The organism is Methanobacterium sp. (assembly GCF_038562635.1).
Taxonomy (GTDB): domain Archaea; phylum Methanobacteriota; class Methanobacteria; order Methanobacteriales; family Methanobacteriaceae; genus Methanobacterium_D.
The window spans coordinates 2063836-2085788 of record NZ_JBCFBO010000001.1 but is presented as its reverse complement, the minus strand read 5'-3'; the positions used below and the strand labels follow the sequence as shown (position 1 = coordinate 2085788).

General features: G+C 33.9%; 29 protein-coding genes and 2 pseudogenes. 14 read left to right on the top strand and 17 right to left on the bottom strand.

The features are described 5' to 3' along the window. Positions 1-35: 35 nt before the first annotated feature. Positions 36-542 (top strand): annotated as a pseudogene (mtrA, locus tag AAGU07_RS09980) (tetrahydromethanopterin S-methyltransferase subunit A); the annotation flags it as partial. Positions 543-695: 153 nt separating this feature from the next. Here the strand turns inward: mtrA and AAGU07_RS09975 are convergent. The 16 genes from AAGU07_RS09975 to hpt all read right to left on the bottom strand — a co-directional run bounded on the left by AAGU07_RS09975 (position 696) and on the right by hpt (position 12032). Beyond that, positions 696-1898, bottom strand: coding sequence for a TIGR00375 family protein (locus AAGU07_RS09975; RefSeq protein ID WP_342458944.1), 1203 nt, complete (start codon positions 1896-1898; stop codon positions 696-698). 128 nt (positions 1899-2026) lie between these two features. After that, on the bottom strand, positions 2027-2794 hold the full coding sequence (locus tag AAGU07_RS09970) for a proteasome assembly chaperone family protein (protein ID WP_342458943.1): 768 nt from the start codon (positions 2792-2794) through the stop codon (positions 2027-2029). Then, entirely contained in the window at positions 2795-2971 is a 177-nt protein-coding gene (locus AAGU07_RS09965) for an RNA-protein complex protein Nop10 (RefSeq protein WP_342458942.1), read from the bottom strand. Positions 2972-3008: 37 nt separating this feature from the next. Then, positions 3009-3788 carry a translation initiation factor IF-2 subunit alpha gene (locus AAGU07_RS09960; RefSeq protein ID WP_069584333.1) on the bottom strand — a complete coding sequence of 260 codons (780 nt, stop codon included), beginning with the start codon at positions 3786-3788 and terminating at the stop codon, positions 3009-3011. A gap of 36 nt (positions 3789-3824) precedes the next feature. Further along, positions 3825-4010: a 30S ribosomal protein S27e gene (locus AAGU07_RS09955; RefSeq protein ID WP_069584334.1), complete on the bottom strand. Its 186-nt coding sequence runs from the start codon at positions 4008-4010 to the stop codon at positions 3825-3827. An 8-nt stretch (positions 4011-4018) separates the two neighbouring features. Further along, positions 4019-4297 (bottom strand): 50S ribosomal protein L44e, encoded by a 279-nt coding sequence (locus tag AAGU07_RS09950; RefSeq protein ID WP_048081700.1) that lies wholly within the window; start codon positions 4295-4297, stop codon positions 4019-4021. Positions 4298-4682: 385 nt separating this feature from the next. Continuing rightward, positions 4683-5564: a hypothetical protein gene (locus AAGU07_RS09945; protein WP_342458941.1), complete on the bottom strand. Its 882-nt coding sequence runs from the start codon at positions 5562-5564 to the stop codon at positions 4683-4685. Between the two features lie 449 nt (positions 5565-6013). Beyond that, entirely contained in the window at positions 6014-6748 is a 735-nt protein-coding gene (pcn, locus tag AAGU07_RS09940) for a proliferating cell nuclear antigen (pcna) (protein ID WP_069584336.1), read from the bottom strand. Positions 6749-6821: 73 nt separating this feature from the next. Continuing rightward, positions 6822-7427: a hypothetical protein gene (locus tag AAGU07_RS09935; RefSeq protein ID WP_069584337.1), complete on the bottom strand. Its 606-nt coding sequence runs from the start codon at positions 7425-7427 to the stop codon at positions 6822-6824. A gap of 77 nt (positions 7428-7504) precedes the next feature. Further along, on the bottom strand, positions 7505-7819 hold the full coding sequence (locus AAGU07_RS09930) for a transcription factor S (RefSeq protein WP_069584338.1): 315 nt from the start codon (positions 7817-7819) through the stop codon (positions 7505-7507). Between the two features lie 230 nt (positions 7820-8049). Beyond that, positions 8050-8436, bottom strand: a complete 387-nt coding sequence (locus AAGU07_RS09925; RefSeq protein ID WP_342458940.1) for an NUDIX hydrolase — start codon at positions 8434-8436, stop codon at positions 8050-8052. A 55-nt stretch (positions 8437-8491) separates the two neighbouring features. Beyond that, on the bottom strand, positions 8492-9088 hold the full coding sequence (locus AAGU07_RS09920; protein WP_342458939.1) for a DUF99 family protein: 597 nt from the start codon (positions 9086-9088) through the stop codon (positions 8492-8494). 6 nt (positions 9089-9094) lie between these two features. Then, positions 9095-9361, bottom strand: a complete 267-nt coding sequence (locus tag AAGU07_RS09915) for a DNA-directed RNA polymerase subunit L (protein WP_048081693.1) — start codon at positions 9359-9361, stop codon at positions 9095-9097. A gap of 399 nt (positions 9362-9760) precedes the next feature. Further along, positions 9761-10327 carry an exosome complex RNA-binding protein Csl4 gene (locus tag AAGU07_RS09910; protein ID WP_342458938.1) on the bottom strand — a complete coding sequence of 189 codons (567 nt, stop codon included), beginning with the start codon at positions 10325-10327 and terminating at the stop codon, positions 9761-9763. 130 nt (positions 10328-10457) lie between these two features. After that, positions 10458-11450, bottom strand: coding sequence for a diphthamide biosynthesis enzyme Dph2 (gene dph2, locus AAGU07_RS09905; RefSeq protein ID WP_342458937.1), 993 nt, complete (start codon positions 11448-11450; stop codon positions 10458-10460). A gap of 15 nt (positions 11451-11465) precedes the next feature. Beyond that, a complete protein-coding gene (gene hpt / locus AAGU07_RS09900) occupies positions 11466-12032 on the bottom strand; it encodes a hypoxanthine/guanine phosphoribosyltransferase (protein ID WP_342458936.1) in 567 nt (188 codons plus the stop codon). Between the two features lie 254 nt (positions 12033-12286). Here hpt and AAGU07_RS09895 point away from each other — a divergent pair, with 254 nt between their 5' ends. The 13 genes and pseudogenes from AAGU07_RS09895 to AAGU07_RS09835 all read left to right on the top strand — a co-directional run bounded on the left by AAGU07_RS09895 (position 12287) and on the right by AAGU07_RS09835 (position 21248). Continuing rightward, entirely contained in the window at positions 12287-13618 is a 1332-nt protein-coding gene (locus tag AAGU07_RS09895; RefSeq protein ID WP_342458935.1) for a signal recognition particle protein Srp54, read from the top strand. 74 nt (positions 13619-13692) lie between these two features. After that, on the top strand, positions 13693-14913 hold the full coding sequence (locus tag AAGU07_RS09890; RefSeq protein WP_342458934.1) for a tRNA pseudouridine(54/55) synthase Pus10: 1221 nt from the start codon (positions 13693-13695) through the stop codon (positions 14911-14913). A gap of 303 nt (positions 14914-15216) precedes the next feature. Further along, positions 15217-15510, top strand: coding sequence for a 50S ribosomal protein L21e (locus tag AAGU07_RS09885; protein ID WP_069584347.1), 294 nt, complete (start codon positions 15217-15219; stop codon positions 15508-15510). A 5-nt stretch (positions 15511-15515) separates the two neighbouring features. After that, the gene (locus tag AAGU07_RS09880) at positions 15516-15845 is read left to right on the top strand and encodes an RNA polymerase Rpb4 family protein (RefSeq protein WP_342458933.1); all 330 of its coding nucleotides are present in this window, start codon (positions 15516-15518) and stop codon (positions 15843-15845) included. Between the two features lie 155 nt (positions 15846-16000). Further along, the gene (locus AAGU07_RS09875; protein ID WP_342458932.1) at positions 16001-16579 is read left to right on the top strand and encodes a DUF655 domain-containing protein; all 579 of its coding nucleotides are present in this window, start codon (positions 16001-16003) and stop codon (positions 16577-16579) included. 69 nt (positions 16580-16648) lie between these two features. Then, a complete protein-coding gene (gene rsmA, locus AAGU07_RS09870) occupies positions 16649-17473 on the top strand; it encodes a 16S rRNA (adenine(1518)-N(6)/adenine(1519)-N(6))-dimethyltransferase RsmA (protein ID WP_342458931.1) in 825 nt (274 codons plus the stop codon). A 78-nt stretch (positions 17474-17551) separates the two neighbouring features. Then, a complete protein-coding gene (locus AAGU07_RS09865; RefSeq protein ID WP_342458930.1) occupies positions 17552-17713 on the top strand; it encodes a hypothetical protein in 162 nt (53 codons plus the stop codon). A 45-nt stretch (positions 17714-17758) separates the two neighbouring features. Next, complete coding sequence (locus tag AAGU07_RS09860) at positions 17759-18088, top strand: carboxymuconolactone decarboxylase family protein (protein WP_342458929.1); 330 nt, start codon at positions 17759-17761, stop codon at positions 18086-18088. Between the two features lie 9 nt (positions 18089-18097). Further along, entirely contained in the window at positions 18098-18397 is a 300-nt protein-coding gene (locus AAGU07_RS09855; RefSeq protein WP_342458928.1) for a hypothetical protein, read from the top strand. A gap of 170 nt (positions 18398-18567) precedes the next feature. Further along, entirely contained in the window at positions 18568-19161 is a 594-nt protein-coding gene (locus AAGU07_RS09850) for a HemK2/MTQ2 family protein methyltransferase (protein ID WP_342458927.1), read from the top strand. 159 nt (positions 19162-19320) lie between these two features. Next, positions 19321-19491 (top strand): annotated as a pseudogene (locus AAGU07_RS09845) (PRC-barrel domain-containing protein); the annotation flags it as partial. A 102-nt stretch (positions 19492-19593) separates the two neighbouring features. Beyond that, positions 19594-20532, top strand: a complete 939-nt coding sequence (locus AAGU07_RS09840; RefSeq protein ID WP_342458926.1) for a CBS domain-containing protein — start codon at positions 19594-19596, stop codon at positions 20530-20532. Between the two features lie 347 nt (positions 20533-20879). Then, a complete protein-coding gene (locus AAGU07_RS09835) occupies positions 20880-21248 on the top strand; it encodes a cupin domain-containing protein (RefSeq protein ID WP_342458925.1) in 369 nt (122 codons plus the stop codon). Positions 21249-21281: 33 nt separating this feature from the next. On the opposite strand, the gene cbiE is transcribed toward AAGU07_RS09835, so the two are convergent. Beyond that, a complete protein-coding gene (cbiE, locus tag AAGU07_RS09830) occupies positions 21282-21905 on the bottom strand; it encodes a precorrin-6y C5,15-methyltransferase (decarboxylating) subunit CbiE (RefSeq protein WP_342458924.1) in 624 nt (207 codons plus the stop codon). Between the last annotated feature and the right edge of the window lie 48 nt (positions 21906-21953).

Here is a 21953-nt window from a genome sequence, read left to right as displayed (position 1 = left end):
CCGCAAAATTGTAAATTTTGCAGGAGATGAAAAGTATGGTAAACAAAAAACCCGCTGCTGAAGGATGGCCGCAGATAGTCGGCGATTATACTGTCGGAGATGAAGAAAACGCAGTAGCAGTAGTTACCCTCGGGTCACATATGGGAAATGAACCTGTTGAAGCAGGAGCATCAATATCAGGCTCTCTTCACACTGAAAATCTTGGTATTGAAAAAGTCATTGGTAATGTTGTTTCCAACCCTAACATAAGGTTCCTTGTGGTTTGCGGTGCAGAGGTCCAGGGACACATCACTGGCCAAACTATTAAAGCCCTACATGAAAACGGTGTAGATGCAAAAAAAAGAATAGTAGGCGCTGAAGGGGCGATACCCTATCTTGAAAACGTCACCGATGACGCAGTCCAGAGATTTAGAGATCAAATCGAAATAGTTGACCTGGTAGACACAGAAAACGCTGCCGCCATTCACTCCAAAATTGAAGGGTGTTTAATCCAGGATGCAGGGGCATATGAAGAAGAAACAGTAGTAATTCCCTTACTGGAAAAACAAAAAGATTCCAGTTTAGCATCTGAAAACACGTAACAGAATATTTTACACTTTAAATTTATTTATCAAATCTATACATGCCGCTGATCGAACTGGCAGCTATTATTTAAAAAAGAGGATAATATCTAAAAATGTTTAAATTAAGAAAATTCAGCCTAAAATAATTTGCCCATAATGTCCACCGGAACCTGGCTGAATTTTCAAAGTATTTTCTCTAAATGACTTTATAACCCCTGCCAGTTTAGATTCAGTTCTTGCAATCTCGTCGAGAGATGCATAAATCAGAACTTCTATTTCACTTCCAAATGTCTGTACCAGTTCTTTCCATATTTTCTGAACATAAACCGTAGTGATCCCTTTTCCATGAACAAGACTTATTATCTCAGCTAGTGGAAGAATATGCGTATATTTAGGCCTGAATTCTGGGTGGTGCGGCTCATCCCATTTTGCAATGTCGCTTATCCTATCCTTAACACCTTTTTTTATAAGTCCTCCGCATGGACATCTCATCTTAAGTTCCCGTGCTTTTTCGATCATGATCGTGTCATAGCATCTTACACAGCCAGTTTCATGATATTTACCGAGCCTTGGATCAAATCCGTAGTTTCCTACAACTTTTTTTGCCTTTATTGCGTCTTTAAATGCATCAAATGTCATTTTTTTAATTTCAATTTCATTGAATTCTCTTCCAAGCCTGTGGGGCCACGGCGAATGCGCATCTGAATTTGAAAGGAATGGGATGTTCTGAAGTTCTTCTATTCTATCTGCCATATCAGTATCCGCTGAAAGTCCGAGCTCTAAAAAATCAGGAGTATCATTGTAACAGTCATATATACTGTCAAATTCCTTGTAAATGCTTGTCCATGGAGTAAATGCATGGGCAGGACCTATTAATCCTTTGTGATCTTTAATTAAATCCATTAATTCCGCCCCATTCATATTAACTCTAGGCCTACCTTCTTTATCTATATTTTTAGATGGTAATTCTTCCCTTATCTGGTAAGCAGATTCAATTGAAGGTAAAATAATAAGCTGGTGAACTCTATTGCGGTCTTCAACTTCAGCGGTTAAAATGAATTTACATTTAGCTGTGCTGGTCTCAGGATGCTCCACACTCTTTATCAAGCGCGTCTGTGAATCATTATCACATTCTTTAACTGAATATATTCCTGTTTTTGAAGGCTTTGTATTCTGCTCTATAATTTGAAGCCATTCCGGATGAAAACCATCACCCGTGCCAACTAAATCCAATCCTTTAAGTTTTGACTCTGATGCAATCGTGCTTATGGTCATATTTTTTGAAGTTGCCATTGAATAAAGGCTGTGAATATGTAGATCTGCATTAATAATCATAAACTCCACCACTTGAAATTTACATGCTTTCTGTGGAAAAAAATAATTCTAAACAAATATCTGTGATGTCATACAATCACTCAAAAATAAATCAAAATAAATGGTAATCAGGTTTAAAAATAATGTGATTACCCGATGTATCTTAAATCTTCTTCGCCAGGAGCTATGTGCATTCTTTCAGCCATTTCTCGCTCCATTTGCTGAGCTTTGGATATCATCTTACGAGTTTCTTCTGCTCTTTCCTCTAATTTAACGATATCTATTTCCATATTCAGTATATCCAGTAAAACTGTTAAAACTGCTTTAGAAGCATCAGCATCTATGAAATATCCGGGTGTTTCACCCATAAGGCATACACCATTAATACCTCGAAGCATGCCCATTCCTAAAAGAAGGCCTGATGCCCCGATTATACCTCCATCTGCGGATCTTAGAGTTACATTATGTTCTTTCAACATTTCTGCAAGTTCTAATGTAGTAGCTGCACCTAATACTTTTGATTTTTCAATAGGTTGACCTGTTCCAAGACCACCGAGGGTGAACATCTGTTTAACCCCATATTTTTCTACAAGGTCAAGTATAATTCCACATACTTCGTGTTGACCTTCTGGACTTAAACCTTGGGTATTTCCAACAAGAATTATATAATCCTGCCCATTGTCACCGTTAAGTGCGTAAAACTCATTTTTCATTGGTTCAATAAGCCCTTCTTCACTTACAAAGACTTGTGGCGGAAATGATGGTGAGTATAACTCTGCAAATTTTTTTGCATCGAGTTCATGAATTATGTGCTCTGCAACTAATTTACCAACGTGACCGATTCCAGGAAGTGCCTCTATGAATATGGGTTCTTTAAGGTCCACCTCTTCTATCATCTTCACATAAGTTTTATTCATCTAATCACTCCTTTTTTTAAGCAGTTGTTTTTTAAGTATTCTCCGGTACTTCCCATATTTATCTTCAGGAGAATACTTAGGTGGATATACCACTCCAACTTTACCTTCACAGTAAGGACATTTGTCTTTAAGTGTATATTCCCCGCAGGATTTACACTTTTTCATTTTCATTTTCATTAAAAGACCTGTAGCATACTATTATGGAGTTATATTCCTATTCTAATTCACGCTGGAATTCGCCTTCCCCGCCTTCCTCAACAACAAGTTCAATGCACTGCTGTGCTGCATCTTTCATTAAGTTTTCTGCTGTAAGGTAATCAGAAGATTTAACTATTAACCGATATCTTGGAGCTCCAACACATTGGACTGAAACGTTATCAGCCTCAACAGATCCGAGTGCCTCTTTTATTATATCAACACCATTAGGTGCATAAGATTTTAAGTTAATATATCCAGTTATCTGAACTTCCGGAGGAGATATGTTCTTTTTAGCAACTTCAGTTATAGTTGTTGCCCATTCCCCATCTATTCCTCTATCTTTAAGTGCACTTTCTCCTTCTTCTGCGGCTGTTTCAAATGCTTCGTAAAGATCACCGAATTCATCTATGATAGCATATCCAATTTCATCATATGCAGCATCAAGATCTTTTCCTATTGTTTTTGCAGATATTTCAAGCAGTTTTTCAGCTTTTTGCTCGATTTTCCACTGCTGAATTTTCCTTGTCCTTTGATCTTCCCTTATCCTTTTCATGGAAACGTCGACGTGGCCTTTTTTAGGGTTTACCCTTAAGACTCTTGCAACGATTTTCTGGTTTTCACGGACATAATCCCTGATATTTTTTACCCATCCCGAAGATACTTCAGAAATATGAATAAAAGCTTCCTTTCCTTCATATTCTTCAAGGGAAGCAAATGCACCATAGTTTAAAACTTTGTGCACTGTTCCTACTATTAAATCTCCTTCGCTGGGCCATTCTCTTTTCATTCTTACCATTAAAACACCTGATTTTGGATTAGCCCTTAACTTTACTTAATCAAGGACTTCAATAATCTGAGCTACTATTTCAGATTTTCCGCCTTTTGGTTTTACCAGTGTTTTCCCACATATGATACACTGGACGTTTGATGCTGCGTGATCGAATACAGTCTGCTGATTTCCGCAGTCCAAACATTTGACTTTTAAAAAATTACTTTTGTGAGTTCCTGCAATTGCCATGAGATCACCTAGCTTACAAACTCCACTTTTCCTGCTCTAAATGAGTTTCTTTTAATGTGTGCTTTTCCACATTCTTTACATTTGTATCTTAAATCCAGTTTTTTGACTGGTTTGTTTCCAGATGGAAGTGGCCTTGGATAACCTCTGTACCCACTTGTGACCCTTCTGAACTGACGTTGCCCCCATTTAAGCTCGCTTGCTTTCCTTTTTTTGGATTGGAATACTTCATGAAGAGTATGTTTTTTACAACTTGGACAGTAAGTTCTTCTTTCTTTTGGAATTTTCATTATAATCACCTCTATTTATAAAAATAAACCATATATTTATGATTAAAAATATAGTTACATTAAACTCCTAAAAAAACCTTTAAAACCAGCAGTTTTCAAAATCGAGGATTTTGAAACCTGAAAAATATAGTTTCATAAGGTTTTTTGGCTTGAAAATATCATGATTTTCAAAGTTCAATCGATATTAGCATTATTTATTCTTAATAGTTTATTTATATGTTTGGATTAATTCCATCAATTTCTGCAAAAATTAGGTAATATGTATTACAATGGGTAACTATATCTTTATAAATAGAATAGCTACAATGTCATAATCCAATTAATAATGGTATTCTTGTGTATTTTTAATAAATATATCTTTTAAACAGCACCAAATGCCTGTTACTCATCTATAAGATATTTTTTCGTATTTTTCAATAAATTTCCCTTTATTATTCTTTATGAGTATCCTTGCATTTGGTTCAGGCATCGTAATTACATCTTGAGGAGATAAAGGGCCGTAAACTTTTTTATCAATACCCATAATAGAAGGAAGCTCTTCAAGAACCATTAGTGTTTTAACTGGATCCTTTTGATCAGCTGCCTTTGAAATTCTTTTCTCAAGACTTTCAAAGTCCATTTCAGGTCCGATATCTGATTCTAATTCTGGTTCTAATTCGGGCCCTATAGGCGGTTCTATATCAGGTGCTTCAAATCCGGGACTTGTATATGCCTGAAAACTTTCAATATCATGTTCAATTCCAGCAGGTGCTGCTTTCTTAACATTTCCCGCGCTTAGATTTTCATTAGCTAACGGCGCAGATGGCTCTGGAACGTTTGATACTTCTGATCTTAACTCCTGTTTCTCTTTTTTCGCTTTAAATTTAGCTAAAGGAGATTTCATCCCCTTCCTATATTTTGAAAGTGATTTTACGAGAGAATAGTAAAGATCTTCTTCCTCAGGGGTTAAGTTCGCAGGGGGAATCGCAGGAGAATTTATATCTGATTTTTCAGATTTTTCATCGAATATCCTATAGATACGATGCACATTCATCAGAGCACTACTTGTTATTTTATATTCTCGCCTTTCACAGATTTCTGCTGCAATTCTTCTCGCATCTCTAAGGAGATATGATTCAAAAGAAAAAGGATTATTTCCTATTTTCATTATCAGCTTATCTAAATAGTTGTGAACATCTTTATAGAAGTTATCTCCAACATCAGCTAACCCACTTGTACTACGTTCTTTTTTTTGGATTTCCCTCAATCTCTGGAAAAACTCATCCAACCTTATTCCTCGCTTTTATAGTGAATGACCTAATACTTTAGGTTAATTATTTATAAAGTAATTTGTTTATATGCTTTAAACCTGCAAATCTCCGATTTGCGGCCAGGAAGCAAAGCTTGCAAAATTTTTAATTTTGCAGCATCAAAATCTACGATTTTGATAGCTTCCTACAGCTTGCAAAAATCAAAGATTTTTGCGCCATCGAAACTTTCAGTTTCGTGGCCCCGAAATTCTACGAACTTTAGAAAATATGAAATATTTTCTAACTCCCAAAAAAATTGAAAATTTTTTTGAGGATTTCGAGGGAATTTTTGAGAGATTTCCTCAATTTGTCAGATGTAAATTTTGATCAACTTACTGTCAAAATTTATAAGTTTAAAAAGTTACGTCATTCACTATAGATTACTGTATCTGTGTTTTGTAGTCAGTTAATTTTTTTGTATTTACTTCTATTCTTCACTTTCTATACGTGGAGCTAAAAGAAAACTAAGCTCTCCTTCATCTGTAGCCATTTTTAAGGAAAGATTAAGGGGCATATCATTTCCAAGTTTTAAAACAATCGCATCTGAAAATTTATCTGCTTTTAGCATCTCTTTAATTTTCTCAAGTGAAAAAATGGATTTTGATTTTGCATCTATCTTTTCCCCGTGAAGATACTCGATTTTTGCATCACCAAATTCACCTTCAGCTTCTGCAGTAAATTTATCCTCATCAACCATAAGTGCAATCTTATCTGAGACTATTTCAATATCCTGAATAGAGTTTTTAAGAAGACTGAATGGAATCTCAAATTCAGTTGGGTACTCAAGATCTGGTGGACTTGGTGCTTCATATTCAATATCTATAAGTCTTATTTTAAATCTGCGTCTTGCATCCCCTTCAAATATAAGAATAAGATTTCCTTCATCTACTGAAAGTTCAACAATATCACTACTTTTTGCTCTTTTTAAGACTTTCATGAGCTCTTCGGTGTCTACATTTATTTTTAAAGGCTCGTCGATAGTAAATTCATCGAATAATTGTGGTTTAAGTTCAAGGTGTACGAATGTGATATGTGATCTATCCAGTGCATCCAATCTTAGACCTTCACTATCTGCCTGCATCTGTACTTCATCTACAATAGAAGATATAGCATCAAAACTGGTTTTTAAGATGTTCGAATCGCTCAGAACCGCTTTAAACATTTTTATCCTCCTTCGATTTAAGACTTTCTGTTATCCTATTATTTTATTAGTTCTATTTATATTATACCTTTTATTATTCTTTTTCAGTTGAATTAGAAGACGTTCCATTGTGTGACTCGACTTCTTTATTTATTCCTTTAAAAAAAGATTTGTCGAGAAATCTGCGGACTAAAACCCCTCCCATTAAAAGAGCACCGGCCAAGATTAAAAATGCTGAAAACGATGAAACATCTTCAAATTGTACATTATCTGCTACTCTCTCAGGAGACCCAACAGATCCCATCATTAAAGAAATACCGGCATATATCAGTAAAATACCTGCAACAACTCCTATTACGAGTACCAGGTTGCTCTTTCCAGATTTAAGATTTTTCCATTTATCTGACCCTATGAAATCCCCGATCATTGGAAATGCATGAGGATCATGTTTGTCCGGATCTTCTGAATTTTCATGTTTTTGTTCTTCAGAGTCTTTAGGAGCTTTATTTTCTGTATTTTCCGCTTTATCTTTTTTTCCAGGTTTACGAGTTGGAAACATGGAGTCCAACTTTTTTAAGAAATCATCCCTAGACTTAGAAGTGGTGGATTCTTCCTCCACTTTATTATCAGAATTCTTGGAAATTGCAGAATTTTCTTCCGTCTTCCCCTTAGAATTCTCTTTTTCTGAATTTTCTTTCATAAAATAACCCCTTCACTATTGTGTAAGGTCTTATATTTTTCTAAAACTCATCAATTGATGAACGACAGTTGATTTACTTAATCATATTCCCGCCAGGTCTGCCCACATTTAGTGCATCTTAAAAACCTTGTTTCAGATTCATCAGCCCTTCGGGTCTGCTGAAGCCACCAGTAAGCCTCTTTATTGCCACACTTTGGACAAATTGCACGAGTAGTTGGTAATGTTTTTACATCATCGCCTTTAACTATTATATTCTCTTTGGATGATACTTTTTCAGAGACTTCATACTCGTTTTTTTGTTCTTTGGTTATTTCCCGTTCATATCCACATTTACATTTAAAGCAGTTATCCTTAGGAAACATGACAGTTCCACATTTTGGACAAAATTCCATTTTAGTCCTCCTTATCAGTTTGATAGTTTTTAGATAAATAAATTTTTTAGTTTGATGTATCTGTGAGTTTAATCTGTAACTTTATCTACAAAATTATTATAATTGTGATTAAAAAAAATAGTTTCTCAACACTTATAAACTTTATCCGAGTTTAAAATCATTAATAAGAATTATTTTGTGGTCTTTTAAAAATCGGGCTACAATATTCATATACTGAAATAGGTTTGTATCTATGTTTTACTTCTATTTAATAACTTAAACGCATCTTTTAAGATGACATCATGGTCAAATGCGAGTTTAAGTTTCAAAATCTCATCTTTTTTAAAATGCTGTGCAATGGAAGCATCAGTGTCTGCTTTTAAATTTCCACCTATTTTTCTCGTAAGGTAGCATACTGTAACTGTATGTCCTCTCGGATCTCTTCCAGGATCTGAGTAAACTCCTACAAGTTCGATTATATCCACTTCAAGGCCAGTTTCTTCCTTAGCTTCTCTTACAACTGCAGATTCTACTGTTTCGCCCCATTCAACAAATCCGCCGGGTAACGCCCACGAACCTTTATATGGATCATATTTTCGTTTGATCAAAACTATGGAATCATCTTCACATAGTATCACGGCATCAACAGTTAAGTAAGGAGATTTTATTTAATCACGACCTTAAAATTAATTTTTATGCGCTTCCTTTGGATTCACCAGTTACAACTCCCGCCCCTATAAGATGAGCTGCCCTTATAGGCTCAGGTATAGCGCTTCTTGTTGTAGCAATGCTAACTATTTCCTCAGCGTCTTCAAGATCAATGCCATATATCTGGATATACAAAGGCTCTTTATTTTCTATTTTATAGACTGTTCCTGCTTCCTGTATTAATGTCCATCTTTCTTTGCAGTCTTCAAATCTCATTAAAGCCTTCTTAATCTTCTCAAAATTTGGAAACTTCCTCATTATAACAATGATAGGAATGCCAGTTTCACCAAAGATTTCCTTTATATTTACAACGTTGAATCCGCCAAAAGTAATTCCATCAAGCATGATGACTCCAATTTGATCTTTATGCCTGGAGTCATTTACCATTTTGATGATTTTTGCAGTTGCATCTGTACCATCCCCCTTGATGTAAGTCCTTAATACCCCATCAAGCCATGTTCCTCCCCTGAAGATGGTGCCAATTAACATGACGTTGTTTTTTGTATGAGGAGGGAAAGGAGCATCGTCAACTCCCAAAATGCGTATTTCTTTTTTAATTATCCTAAATTTTTTATTTTTCATTAAAGATTATTCCTCTAAAGAGGCTTCTAAAATACTTTTGAACTCATCACTTCTTTTTTGAAGCGTTTTTGCAGCTTTTTCAAGAGATTTTCTTGGGTTTTTACCTTTAATGTACAAATTTGGCTCTCCCACAATAGGGTGAGCTATAACATATGCTGCAGATTCAACATTTTTATCTTCCATCAAAGCTCTTCTGAGTGCGTTACATAATGAATGGGTTTCGCCTGTAATTTCAATTTCCAGTTCGTTTTTAGTATCTTTTATAATCTTCATTTTAATCCCTCATAATCTTAACAAAATCTATTCATTTATACCCCAATTTTTACTAATAACTCTAAACATCTACAAAATAAAAATATACTATGCATAATACGGTTATCAAATTAGTTCATTAGTAATTCATAGTATTAAATCTTATATTAAATTTTAGATTATATACTTTTCGACATTACAATGATTTTATAGTGAATGATGTAACTTTTTAAACGCTTAATTTTAGAATTTAAATATATTTAAATTCAGGCATATTAACAAAATTTTTTATAAAATTTAGTCAAAAATATTTGGTCATTCACTATAAAATGTTTCACTCAACCTCAATTTATAGAAAATTCATTTAAAACAAGTACAATTAAAATCTAAAAACATGCAAAATAAAAAAAATGAAGTATTTTAGCCCTTATAGTGTGCAGCGAGTTTTCTTCTTTCTTTTCTCCCGCAGTTTAAGCATACGACTTCGTTATCTGTTTTTACCATGTAGTGCCTGCATTTGGTACACATGGCCTTTAGAACTCCAAGTTCTTCATTTGCAGTTGTAAGATCAACATTATCCAGACCTATGACTTTTGTAACTTTAGCTTCTACTATGTCCCCAATCCTGAAAGCTTCAGTTAATTTGGATAAATATCCTTTCTGGGCCTGTGAAATATGTATCCCTCCAACAAAAGAGGTTGTAAGTTCCCTATCAATACCTTTAATTTTTTCTATTTTTACTGAAGCTCTCTGACCTCTAACCTCAGTTATTTGCCCAACTATAGTTTTACCAACTTCCACAGGAGCTGGAGTGCCAGTTTTTGGAATTATAGATATCTTTTTATTTTTCTCATCGATTGAGACTTTTCCAACTACCAGTGATTTGATTTCTCCATCTTCTTCATATGTCCACTCAGACGGAACAAACTCTTCAGTAACCCCCAATACATCACCAGGTAAGACAAAGTCTCCAGATTTAGCTTTCATTAGTTCACCTCGACTAGAATAAGTAAAACTTTCTTAATTTTTCCTTTATTTTTTATACAATTATCATTAAAAGTTTTAAAATTTTGATCATTTTTATAATTATCTTATGTTGTTACATTCTTTATATTATTTATACATGTTCAATTTCATCTATTTTGTAATCTTCCCATTCCCTTTTATTTAGAACTATCTCAAGTTCTTTAGGTGTTAAAAGAGGCTTTTTATACATACTTGCATCATCTATAGCCACTCTGGGACATGCAGTTACAACAAACGCGTCCAGGTCCATATAAGGAATTAAAAGATCTGGTGAAACATTATCCAGCATTATTATAAATGCTTCCCTTTTTTCTTTATCTATCATCTTCTTTAAACTTTTTGCAAGGTCAAGCCTGAACTGACCCCTTTTTGATGAAACAATGATCCCAAACTTCTGGGCATCACCCGCCTTTGTTATCTTTGCAAACCTTATTCTCAGTATTCTATCTCTAAATTCATCTATTGTTCTTACTTCATTCATGTAGGGGTCCGCAATAAAAACTGGCTTTTCTGTAAAGAGAGTGATTCCAAGGGCATGAAAATTACCGCTTCCAATAAACAAAAATGCATCTGCATCCACATCTTTAATAGCTGAGAAATTACAGCCAAGAACCTGACCTTTTCTTGTCCCTGCACCTTCTTTCATTACTATATCTTTTTCATTGTCAATTAAAAAGTCTTTAATATGATCTAAAAGTTGTAAATGCTGAATAGTGGTTACAACTCCTATTTTTTTATAGTTTTGAAGAAATGAAAGGCTTTTTTTAAGTACATTATCTACGTCTATCTTAGAATATGCCTCAATAAATAGAACCGGCACTTTATACTCAATTGGGAATTCTATATGGCCAAAATGTACAATTAGATCTACTAAGCCCTCCATATGAGTATCTGAAACATCACATGCACCATAACAGGGATCACCCGAAATTATAACCACTGCATCGGTTTCATTTTCTATTTTTTCTGCAACACGGACTGCATGAATTTTAAGGCCCTCTGGAAACTGGATACCGACTGCTTTTGCATCCATTTCCTTTATTTTTTGAACAACTTCATCCAGTCTAAAATCGTAATTAAGCATTGTTACCTACTCAGTTTAAAGTATACTGTCCTCTATTACAACTTTACCCCCGTTAACATCCACTTTAACAAGAGTTTTGACGTCGTAACCTGTTTCTTTTTTGACCCTTTCTTTTCCGTTTCCTTTTTCCACAACGGCAACTATATCTGCAATTTCCGCCCCTGCGCTTTTAAGAGCATTTAAAACTGCCACCATAGTTCCACCTGTGCTCACAACATCATCTACAACCAAAATTCTATCTCCTTTTCTGAGTCCATTTATGTAAAGCTCACATTCACTGTAACCTGTAACCTGGTGGACTGCAACTTCTTCTTCCAGGCCGTAGCACCTTTTTCTAACAACCACAAATGGAATGTTTGTTTCAAGGGAAAGTGCAGTTGCAATATGAATACCCATCGCTTCCATACATACGATTTTATCAACATTTAAATCTGCAACTTTTGTAATTGCATTTGAAACTTCTTTTAAAAGATCTGGTTCAACAAGCATTATGCCATCAGTTATTGGATGTACAAAATAATTATATTCACCTTTTTTTACTATAGGTGATTCTTCAAGGGTTTTTTTAAGTTTATCAAGCATTTTATCACCGAGACATATAAATATCATTACTAAAACACGTAAAATTTAATATTTCATATCTAATTCTATTGTTAATAATATATACAAAGATATTTTTATAACGTAAGGTATATTTAATAATGTATTTTACTATTCTTAACATTAATTTAAAAATACTCAGAGTATAAATTGACCTGTACAAACTATCAAATAAGAATTAAAATTTAATGCAATAATCACGAATTGAGAATTATAAAAATCATACGAGGCAGATCATGTTAGGTAATTTAGGTAAAAACTTGACCAAAACAATGAAAAAATTAGCAGGTATGCCCATAATCGATGAAGAAGTGGTAAAAGAAGTTGTAAAAGATATTCAAAGGGCACTTATTCAATCAGACGTTAATATTAAGCTTGTTTTTAAACTTTCAAAAACCATAGAAGAGAGGGCACTAAAAGAAGAGCCTCCTAAAGGAATTACACCAAGAGAATATATTATAACTATTGTTTACGAAGAACTGGTGAACCTGGTAGGCAGCAAAGCAGAAGAAGTGGAAGTTAATGCTAAACCATATAGAATAATGTTTGTAGGGCTTCAGGGAAGCGGTAAAACAACCACCATTGGAAAACTTACAAGGTACCTGCAGAAGAAAGGTTTCCGTCCTGCAATTGTAAGTACAGATACCTGGAGGCCTGCAGCATATGAACAGCTGCGTCAGCTGACTGAAAGCATGGACGTGCCGCTGTATGGGGATCCAGAAAATAAAGACGCGCTTGACCTTGCAAAAAAAGGTATTGAACAATTCAAAAAGAACGATATCGTAATTGTAGATACTGCAGGACGGCATAAAGAAGAACAGGACCTTCTTACTGAAATGGAACAGTTGTCATCAATTGTAAATCCCAACGAAGTTATGCTTGTTATCGATGGAACCATAGGTCAACAAGCACGGGAACAAGCTCTTGCATTTAATCAAGCTACAGATGTAGGTTCAATAGTTATCACAAAATTAGACGGTTCTGCAAAAGGTGGTGGGGCACTATCTGCAGTGTCTGAAATTGGTGCACCTATAAAATTCATCGGAACTGGAGAAAGAATTGATGACTTCGAGGCATTTGACCCTGAAAGGTTTATATCACGGCTTCTTGGAATGGGAGATATTAGAACACTTCTGGAAAAGGCAGAAGAAATTGCAGAAGAAGACATCGATACAGATACAATGGACGCCATGTTAAGCGGTAAATTCACCCTTAAAGACATGTATTCACAGTTTGAAATGATGAATAAAATGGGGCCGATGCAACAGGTCATGAATATGATCCCTGGAATGGGAAATAAACTTCCAAAGAATGCTTCCCAGGTAACAGAAGAAAAGTTAACCAAATATAAAATTATGATGGACTCCATGACCGAACACGAACTCACACACCCCGAAGTTATAAAGCAGTCCCGTGTAAAACGGATAGCAAGGGGCTCTGGTATGAAAAACGAAGATGTTAAAGAACTTCTTAAATATTACAACGTTACCAAAAAAGCAATGAAAGGCTTTGGAAAGCGGAAAATGAGCGGGCCATTAGGGCAGATGATGAGACAGATGATGCGCTAAAACTCACTTACCTCTTTTTTAATTGAATACTTCAGTTAATTAACTTATTTTAATTAATTTACCCGGATGAGACAATGGAATCACAAATTACAGAAAAAGCACTGAAAATTATGGAAATAACAGAAGGAAACTTATGCGATCACTGTTTAGGCAGGACATTCTCCCAAACTGTGGAAGGACCAGATAACAAGTACAGGGGAGAATACGTAAGACAAATCCTAAATGAAAACAATAGCAGTACATCGGATCCATGTTACATATGTGGTAACCTGTTTGATGATGTTGAAAACGGGCTTATTGATAAAATAATAGATAAAATAAACCATGAAAACATTGAATTTTCAACATTCCTTGTTGGATGTCGTGTCTCACCAGAGATTCTAAGTAAAGAAGGAGAAATCCAGAAAAATCTGGAACTTGACGTTGAAAATATTAAAAAAGAAATTAATCGAGAAATCGGCAAAAAATTATATTCAACCCTCGAAAAGAACGTAGAATTTGATTATCCCAATATAGTCATAATGGTGGATTTTGTAAATAATGATATAGACATTCAGTTAAATCCAATCTTTATAGAAGGACGCTACAGAAAGCTTGTAAGAGGTATCCCTCAAACTAAATGGCCATGTGGAAAATGCAGAGGCAAAGGATGTCCAAGCTGCAATTACACAGGGAAGCAGTACCCCGAAACGGTTGAAGAGTTAATTTCACCAGAAGCTGTAAAATTAGCCATAGGAAGTGAATCCAAATTCCACGGCGCAGGTCGAGAAGATATAGATGTTAAAATGCTTGGAAGTGGAAGGCCATTTGTACTTGAGATTAAGGAACCCAAGATAAGAGATTTAGATCTTGAAATTCTTGAAGAAAAAATCAACAAATTTGCAGGTGGAAAAGTAGAAGTTCATGATTTAAAATTCGTGGGAAAAGATAGAAAAGGCACCATAAAATGCTCATCTACAGACACATATAAAGTTTATAGAGCAATTGTAGAGCTTGAAAATGATATTAATGATGACAAATTAAATTTATTACATTCAATGGAGATTATAAATCAACGAACTCCAATAAGAGTGTCTCACCGACGTGCAGATAAAATAAGAACAAGAAAAGTAAGAAGTATAACTACCAAACCAATAGATGCACGTAAATTTGAAATGATAGTGGAATGTGAAGGCGGTTTATACATAAAAGAACTTATATCTGGTGATGAAGGAAGATCAAAACCCAGCGTATCTGAAATTTTAGGAATTAATGCTCTTTGCATCCAGCTAGATGTATTAGAAGTAAATATTTAATAAATTCAGCATGATATTTAATATAAAACTGAATTTTAAGGTTAATATTTAAAAGTGTACTGACAAATATATTCATAAGGTTTAAATTTAATAAAATTTAAAATAGACAAGTTTAGTATAAATAGTGTTTTAACAATATTACATAAATAGAGAATATGCCAATTATGATCTACATATTTGAAATCTGATTTCACTTAACGAATTTTTCTAAAGAATTCTTCGAATCAGCTGAAATTGTATAATATAGCACTAACATATTCTAAATTTCAATTTAATAACTTTAATAATCACGGAGGTTTAAGAATGGTAACCAGATCTAGAGGTTTTAGAAGCAAAACACGTTATAAACTTAAAAAGGACTTAAGAGTAAGTAGGGCAAATTTAATAACTAAAAAAATACAGACTTTCGATGAAAGTGATTTAGTCCACATAATAATTGATCCTAGTGTTCAAAAAGGTCAACCACACCCTCGTTTCCACGGGAAAACCGGTAGAATAGCTGATAAGAGGGGTAGAGCATACATAGTAGAAATAAACGACGGTAATAAGGCTAAAAAATTAATAATAAGACCCGAACACCTTAAAATGCAAGAGTGATATTGATGATTGGGAAAAAAGTTATCGATACTGATCCTATCACAATTGCAGAAGTTAAAGAGATGCTTGGAGAGCTTTCAGAGCATTATGAGCTTACATACGAGCAAAATCTTGCTCTGGACCATGTAACAAAATTTTCAAAGTTAGATGAAGAAGCTGCTAAGAAACTGGTTGAAGAACTCTCAGAAATAATCAAAAAAACTCAAGCTATTAAGGTGGCAGATATTATGCCTGAAGATCTAGCGGATTTAAGGTTAATATTTGCTAAAGAAAGGGGTTCATTTAAACAAGAGGACATGGAGAAGATATTGGAAATAGTAAATAATTACAGATAACTATAAGGAATATTAAAGCCAATAATAATATAAACAAATTTCAGAGGATTAATTGAATCTTAATCCAGACAATATCTTAAGATATTAACTAAATATTGAAAATCAACATGATTTTCAAACTCGAATATTCGAGATAGCATCGGCGATGTGATTAAATGGAAGAATATGCAATTATTTTGGATTATCTTCCTTTAGGTTATGTTAAAGAAGGTATACCATCATATAAAAGAAAACCTGTAGTTCAAGCTATGGGCAAAGAGGAATTTACTCTACTTGAGCTTATTCCAAAAGAAAACGTTTCACTGGATATTCACCAGAAAGTTTATATAGGCTCAGGAAAACGCGACCAGATCTCTCGTGTAAACCGACGACTCAGATATGATGACCTCACTGCCACTGCTAAAGTTGAATTAAACTACGTTGTAGAAGAAATCATTAAATCAAAGGAAGATAAATTCATTGGGTTTTTCAACGAAGCAGGATCAATATCAACCAGACTCCATCAACTCGAACTATTACCTGGAATTGGAAAAAAACATATGTGGGACATTATCAAAGCGCGACAAGAAAAACCGTTTGAAAGCTTTGATGATCTCAAAAAAAGGGTCCCTATGCTTTCAGACCCTGTAAAGCTTCTTTCAAAAAGAGTTCTTATGGAACTTGAAGTTACAGGAGACAAAAAAGGAAAGCGAAAATATGTACTTTTCACCCGATCCACTACAAAACGAAACTAATTATTTTAAATTAAATATTTTTTCTAATTTTTTTAATAGAACACTACAATCTTACTCAGGTTATATCTAATGTTAGTTAAAGAAACTCTAAAAATACTGAAAGAGAATGATATAAGATTAGATAAGCGAAAAGGTCAGAATTACCTGATAGATTCAAATATACTGAACAAAATTGTGGATTATGCAGATCTATCTTCTGAAGACACCGTACTTGAAATTGGCGCAGGTATAGGAACATTGACAATCCCCCTGGCTGAACATGCAAAAAAAGTGATTGCTGTTGAACAGGATCAAAAAATTGCTGCTGTTTTAAATAAACGCCTTAAAAAGCTTAATATTTCAAATGTAGAAGTTATGGTTGCAGATGCAGTAAAAACTGATTTTCCTTATTTTAATAAAGTTGTATCCAACCTTCCATATAAAATTTCATCCCCCATCACATTTAAACTGCTTGAATATGACTTTGATTTTGCAGTACTTATGTACCAACTTGAATTTGCAGAAAGAATGGTGGCAAAACCGGGTGAATCTAATTATTCAAGACTATCATTGATGATGAGTTTCTGCGGGGATGTTAAAATGCTCTTTGAAGTTTCAAAACATGCATTCTTCCCCAACCCCAAGATATCATCGGCTGTAATCAAATTAATTCCCAAAAAAACAGAAATTGACGAATTTTTTATAAAAGTTTCAAGGGCGCTTTTCCAGCATAAAAAGAAAAAAGTGAGAAATGCGCTGCTTAACTCATTCCATGAAATTGCAGATGTGGATAAAAAGGAAGCCAAAGAAATAGTTTCAAATTTAGATGAAAAGCTCCTGAGTGCAAGGGTTGTAAAACTTGAGCCTGATGAAGTTATGGTGATTTCTGGGGAATTGAAACGTTTAATACACTAATATTTATATATTAAATTATTAATTTTAAATAAAATTATTTAAATGCCATTATAAAGTTATCAGCAGAGGAACTGCAAAATGAAATCTAATCTTTTGAATATAATCTTTATAATTATAGGCATTATTGCTTTGATCGGCTCAATATTATACTACATTACTTATCCAACATTTATAGCATTAGTACCTTCAATTATCAGTATTGTACTGATTTTTTATGGTATATCTGCAAGAAAAATATAATACTGTACATAAATTTATTTTCAAAAAAAATGAAGAGATGAAAATATGACCAAGAGCCCATATGAAATATTTATAGAAGAATGTCCCGAAGTTGCAGAACGTTTTAACGACCTGATTAAAGCCCAGCAATCTTTAGAAGGATTAGATGCTAAAACAAAGCAGTTAATCAACATAGCCATTCAAACCGCTAATCGGAATGTAAAAGGAGTGCAGATGCATGCAATGATGGCCAAAAATGAGGGTGCTACTCGTGAAGAAGTTATCGGCGCAGTAGTGCTGAATTTACACCATTCAGGATTTGCATCGGTGCTTGACTGCCTTCCAGCTGCTATAGACGGGTTTGAAGGTAAATTTTTAACATCAAAACGAGTTTGAGGAGTATACATGGCCGCTCAAAACACTTATTCAAGAAAGATATCTTCAAAAGAAGCTAAGGAAGATTTCATTTTTATTCTAAAGAGTAAATTATCATTTTTTCCTCCCATTGGAACTAATTTTGAGCTTTCAAATGAAAATATATCCCGAGAAGTCATGGTAGAATCATATCCATGTACTTGTAGAGGACCAGACAGGCCTCATAAACACTATTTTATTTCATGGGAAGGATTAGAAGCTGGAGATAAAGTTGAAATCATAAAAGATCCAGATGAAGAAGGAAAATACAATTTACAGATTGACGGCTGATTATCTAAACTTCATACTAGTATCAAAAGTTTCAAATATATTGAAAAATGTAAATTATATCAAAAATACGCACATCCCACTAACAAAAATAAAATTTATAGTTACATTTACTATATTTTATTATTCTCTTTTATGAAATTAAAAACCAATTTAACAAGGAAATGATTAAAATGCTAGAATACAACGGAATCGTAATTCACACTCATCCAAATGTCTATGAACCTGCAGAAGACACATTCTTACTTGCAGAAAATTTAGATATTCAAAGGAGAGATGAAGTACTTGAAATAGGGACAGGAACAGGCCTCATAGCAGTTACAGCTGCACAAAAATCAAAAAAAGTAACTGCAACTGACATAAATGAAGATGCAGTTAAATGCGCCCTTAAAAATACCATTACTAACCGGACTTATAACGTTGAATTAAAACAAGGGAACTTATTTGAGCCAGTTAAAGATGAGAAATTTGATTTAATCTTATTCAACACACCATACCTTCCAACTGAAGAAGATGAAAAGCTTGATGATGAGCTTAATGCTGCCTTTGATGGTGGTTTAGAAGGAAGAGAAACTATAGATAAATTCATTGAAGAAGTGAAAGATTACCTAAATGAAGGCGGTCGAGTCCAGCTCGTGCAATCATCTTTATCAGATAACGAAAAAACCATCCAAAAATTAGATGCACTGGGATTTGAGGCCAGCATCACAGCCAGTGAAAAATGTTTCTTTGAAGAAATCGTAGTTATAACCGGAATTTTAAAGTAACACCCGCATCATGAGATTGTTTAAATAAATTATATGTTGAATACGTATTTTTAAGATAATTCTATGTCCCAATTACAATTTAACAGGAAGTATAATCCATGTGCATGATAGACATAAGCGAAAAATAAATCTGCTCAGGGGAGTGATTTTTTACAATTTATAAGCGAAATTATCGAAAAACCCGTACTTGACTCAAATGGTAAAATAATTGGGAAATGTAAAGACTGCATAATCTCTGCCAAGAGATCATATCCGGTAATAAATGCAATAGTTCTTCGTGGCCCCCATAAAAAGGATATTAACATACCCTGGGAATATATAAATAATTCCAGAAGTAATATATCGCTTAATACCAGCTTTGAAAGCATTAAAGAATATGATATAGGCGAAAGAGATATCAAACTTGTAGAAGAGGTATTTGACAAACAGCTGGTGGATGTAGAGGGCAAAAAAATAAGAAGAATTAATGACCTGCAGGTATCTCCTGTTAACAATCATTATAGACTTATTGGAGTAGATATAAGTCTTAAAGGAGTACTGCGAAGACTTGGACTGGAAAAAATTGCCAGCAGCCTTAAAATAAACCTTCAAGAGGATTATATCGATTGGAAAGACATTGATGTCTCAACAAGCAAGGACAACATGTTCAACTTAAAATTAAAAGTTCATGAATACGACCTTAAAAAGCTTCACCCTGCAGACATAGCAGATATAGTTGAAAAGTTGAGCGTTAAAGATTCAGTTACCATCCTCAACTCCTTTGATGATGAAGTTGCTGCAGATATTCTGGAGGAAGTTTCACAGGAAAACCAGATGTGTTTACTGGATGAAATTGATTCTAATAAAGCTGCAAATATTTTAAATAAAATGTCGCCTGATGATGCAACTGATTTACTCGGCTGTCTTTCCGATTCTAAAACAGATAATTTACTGGGATTAATGGATCCCGAAGAATCAAAGGACCTGAAGAAACTTCTACAGTACCCTGAAGACACCGCTGGAGGGATCATGACAACCGAATTTGCGGCAGTTTCTGAAGAGTTGAAAGCAGGTGAAGTTATAAATAAGCTCAAAGAAATGGATAAAGAGGCTGAAAGTATTTATTACATTTATGCATTATCTAAACAGGATAATTTAACAGGCGTTACATCTTTAAAACAGGTGTTATTTGCAGATCAGGATAAACCAATAAAAGAATTCATGACTAAAAATGTCATATCCGTTGATGTTAACAAAAAGCAGTTTGACGTAATAGAAACCATTGCAAAGTACAATTTACTTGCAATCCCTGTTATTGACGATGAAAATCATCTAAAAGGTATTGTAACCGTAGATGATGCCATAGATCTTCTTTTACAGTCAAAATCCTAAAAATATTTGATTATTATAACTCAAATATCTTTTATTTTTGTTATTTACCTAAATTTTAATTTTAGAGTCATAATTTTAAACTGTTTAATTAAACTTATTTTAAGTATTTATTAGATCATATGTATTATATCTCCAAATATAACTGATTATACCCTTAAAATATCGTTTATTACTATAATAGAATATATAATCATAAAAAATGCCCTTATAAAGCACCGAACTGACTTAACTTCAATAAATTTGATTATAATGTATTTGTATTATAAAAAAGCATTTATAGTGTTAATATCCCATATATTCAATTGTTTATATAATATTATTAATTATATCCCAACTGAGATGGTTATATGTTGATAAGAGACATAAAAAACTGCGATTATTTTAAAGCCCTTGATAATACTATTCTCTGCGAATTACTGCATCCAAAAAAGGAAAATGAAGACTTAAATATAAATTACAGCATTGCCCATGCAATTTTAAAGGCGGGTGAATCTTCACTACCCCACCGATTAAAAACTTCCATTGAGATATACTACATCCTTGAAGGCACGGGCATTATGCATATTGATGACGAATCTGAAAAAGTTCAACCAGGCCAAGTCATTTATATTCCTGCAAATTCAAAGCAGTACATCGAAAATATCGGCCATAATGAGCTTAAATTTTTAGCCATGGTTTACCCAACGTGGCAGGAAGAAGATGAAGAATTAGTTTAATCTTACAAACTTTGAGTGATGAACTGAACTTCATCAATAAACAACCATAACACACATATAGCCAAATTCCATTTCTGAAATATCTTTTAAAGATGTTTCTATTATCTTTTCATCCTTGTAACTGAGTTTTTCACAAATTGCCGCTTTTCTATCTTGATCAATGTCATTTTCAATTAAATAAGCTGCTAATTCGGCTGGTTTAAAGTTTGGAAGCATTATTGTAGGTTTTCCATTGTTGATGATATCTAAAATATCCTCTGAAATCCCTTTTCCATGCATAGTAACTAAATCAGCTTCATCCCACGGAATTTTAAGTTTTGCAGCACATAACTGAACTGAACTTACTCCAGGGATAACTTCAATATTTATATCCTCTTTCATCTTTAAAATCGGCTTTAAAATTCCGGAAAATCCAGGATCGCCAGTTGAAAGCAGTGCAACAATTTTACCATTTTTAACCTCAGAAACTGCGAGTTTCATATCTTCTTTCATATTTTGAGCGTTGAGTTCTATCTTACCATGATCTGGAATTTTAAAAAGATCAAGTGCTCTCCTACTTCCAATTACTACATCAGAAGATTCAACCGCCTTTTTTGAAGCTAAAGTTAAATAATCTTTAGATCCTGGACCTATTCCTACAATATACAGCTTTGACATTTAAACCCCGTTAAAATATGTTATATTATTTTAATAGGTTCACTAACT